At 47.3% G+C, this 313-nt stretch carries 1 protein-coding gene; it reads right to left on the minus strand.

The features are described from left to right. Window positions 1-313, minus strand: a 313-nt coding sequence (locus tag CWC11_RS22940; RefSeq protein WP_171038528.1) for a hypothetical protein, incomplete at both ends; no start/stop codon positions are given.

Below are 313 nucleotides of genomic sequence, written 5' to 3' on the forward strand. Positions count from 1 at the left end.
GCCTTGAAACATCTCATCGCAGCCAATAAGTGTAAACGCGACTATCATTGCGTGTGATGATTCTAACGAGACAAACGACGGCACCTGATCCTTTACGACATACCAATCATCAGGCGTAATATCATACTCCCAATGCACTTCGCATGGCTTCAACTGGCCTCGCTGTGCAGTGCAAGCCGTAATACGTGATACAAACATGTAAGGCCAAGAAGGCATTCTAGTTCGCACTGGGTACTGATCAGCCGCCGCATAGTCTGACCCAAGTACATTAGCAATTGAGCCAACTGTGATTTCATGCAGCTGCTGCTCATTA

The sequence above is a fragment of the Pseudoalteromonas sp. S3178 genome, assembly GCF_005886985.1.
Classification (GTDB): domain Bacteria; phylum Pseudomonadota; class Gammaproteobacteria; order Enterobacterales; family Alteromonadaceae; genus Pseudoalteromonas; species Pseudoalteromonas carrageenovora.